Source organism: Streptomyces sp. NPDC042259, assembly GCF_055582085.1.
The window spans coordinates 743,790-746,034 of sequence record NZ_JBVJDW010000004.1 but is presented as its reverse complement, the minus strand read 5'-3'; the positions used below and the strand labels follow the sequence as shown (position 1 = coordinate 746,034).

The following is a 2,245-nucleotide window of genomic DNA, read 5'->3' as shown; positions in this document are numbered from 1 at the left end:
CGGCCAGCCCGGCCACGCGCCCCACGGTCCAGTGACCTTCCACGGCACCGACTATGCAGCCTGACGTCACGTGAGGGTCAAGAAACCGCACTCACGGCCCGCAAGAACCGACGCGAAGCCGTAGCCGCACGCCGCGTTGCTGTCAAACGGTCCTTCGGCCGAGCAAGACCAAAGATGGCGGTCCGGTGATCACGAACCTGCGGTTCGGTCCTCAGCCCGTCCGGCGCCCCGAGGACACCGCCGCGCGGAATGTCAGTGGTGTGGGTCACAGTAGGGGGAGACACGGGCGCACGTGGCGGCCGTGGCATCAAGGGGACGTCCGATGGGTTACGCGATCCAGGCGGAAGGCCTGGTGAAGAGCTTCAAGGAGACCCGCGCCCTGGCCGGCGTGGATCTCGCCGCCCGCACCGGCACCGTGCTCGGCCTGCTCGGCCCCAACGGGGCGGGCAAAACCACCGCCGTGCGCGTCTTCGCGACGCTGCTCACTCCCGACAGCGGATGGGCGCGCGTCGGCGGCCATGACGTCGTACGGGAAGCGGGCCTGGTCAGGGCCATGATCGGGCTGACCGGGCAGTACGCCGCAGTCGACGAGAAGCTGACCGGCACCGAAAATCTGCTGATGATCGGCCGACTGCTCGGCCTGGGCCGGGCCGAGGCCCGGAGCCGGGCCGGCGAGCTGCTGGAGCGGTTCCACCTCGAAGAGGCGGCGGGCCGGGCCGCCAAGACGTACTCGGGCGGCATGCGGCGGCGGCTGGACCTCGCGGCGAGCCTCGTGGGCCGGCCCCGGATCCTCTTCCTCGACGAGCCGACCACCGGCCTCGACCCGCACAGCAGGGGAGAGCTGTGGGACATGCTGCGCGTCCTGGTCGCGGAGGGGGTGACCGCCCTGCTCACCACCCAGTATTTGGACGAAGCGGACCGGCTCGCCGACGAGATCGTCGTGATCGACAAGGGCCGGGTCATCGCCGAAGGCACGCCCGACCAGCTGAAGTCGCAGGTCGGCGGGCAGGTGCTCCAGCTGCGGCCCGTGCACCCGGCGGATCTGGCCACGGCTCACGCGCTGGTCAGGGAGGCGGCCGGGCAGGCCAGGATCGAGGGCGAGGAGATCACCGCCCCCGTCAACGACCGGGAGCTGCTGCCGGCCGTGGTACGCCGTCTGGACCAGGCCGCGATCCCGGTCGGCGAGCTGACGTTGCGCCGCTCCTCCCTCGACGAGGTGTTCCTCGTCCTGACCGGCCACCGCGCCGAACCACAGCGACCCGACCGGCACCCCCCGGACGTGGCCGAGCGGACGAAGGCGGGAACCCCGTCATGACCGCCGCCACCGCCACCGCCGCCCCCCTGGGCGGACAGGGCAAGGTGCGCCCCCTGGCCGCGCTCCGGCAGACCGGCACGATGGCCTGGCGCAGCCTGGTGTCCGTCAAGCACAATCCGCTGGAGCTCGTCGACTACAGCGTGACGCCGATCATGTTCGTGTTCCTCTTCACGTACGTCTTCGGCGGACAGATGGCCGGGACGCCCAAGGCGTACCTGCAGTACGCCCTCTCGGGGATCATCGTCCAGAACACGCTGTTCATGAGCATGTACACCGCCATGTCGCTGAACACGGACCTCACCAAGGGCGTCTTCGACCGGCTGCGCAGCCTCCCGATAGCCCGCTCGGCGCCGCTGTTCGGCCGGATCGCGGCGGATCTCGCCAAGCAGCTCTGGGCGATGCTGCTGATGATCGGGCTCGGCTCCGCGCTGGGCTTCCGGATCACCGGTGGGCCGGGCGGCTTCCTGGGCGCCACACTGCTGTTGATGGTCTTCGCGGCGGCGGTGGCGTGGTCCGCGGTGCTGATCGGCATGCTCGCGGGCGACGTCGAGAAGGTGCAGGTCTTCGCGTTCGTGCTGATCTTCCCGCTCACGTTCACCAGCAGCGCGTTCGTCCGCGTCGACACCATGCCGGGCTGGCTGCGGGCCTGGGTGGACGTGAATCCGGTGACGCATCTGTCCGACGCCTTCCGCAGTCTGCTCCTCGGCGGCGGGGCGGCCCGCCCGGTGCTGTGGTCCCTGCTGTGGGCCGTGGGGATCGCGGCGGTCTTCATACCCTTGGCGATGCGGGCGTACCGGTCCCGGGCCTAGGCCCGGGCGGGCCGGGTGGTGCCCCGCACCACCACCGCTGCGCGGCGGTGTCCTCAATCGCCGGACGGGCTGAAATTCAGCCCGTCCGGCGATTGAGGACAAGCACGCCGGATGTCCACTG

Annotated in this window: 2 protein-coding genes; both read left to right on the top strand. The window is 70.7% G+C overall.

The window, feature by feature from the left end; genetic code table 11:
• Positions 1–322 precede the first annotated feature (322 nt).
• Entirely contained in the window at positions 323–1,315 is a 993-nt protein-coding gene (locus ACZ6MA_RS15585) for an ATP-binding cassette domain-containing protein (RefSeq protein ID WP_469434064.1), read from the top strand.
• Complete coding sequence (locus ACZ6MA_RS15580) at positions 1,312–2,124, top strand: ABC transporter permease (protein WP_469434062.1); 813 nt, start codon at positions 1,312–1,314, stop codon at positions 2,122–2,124. The genes ACZ6MA_RS15585 and ACZ6MA_RS15580 overlap by 4 nt, the downstream gene beginning before the upstream one ends.
• Positions 2,125–2,245: the final 121 nt, after the last annotated feature.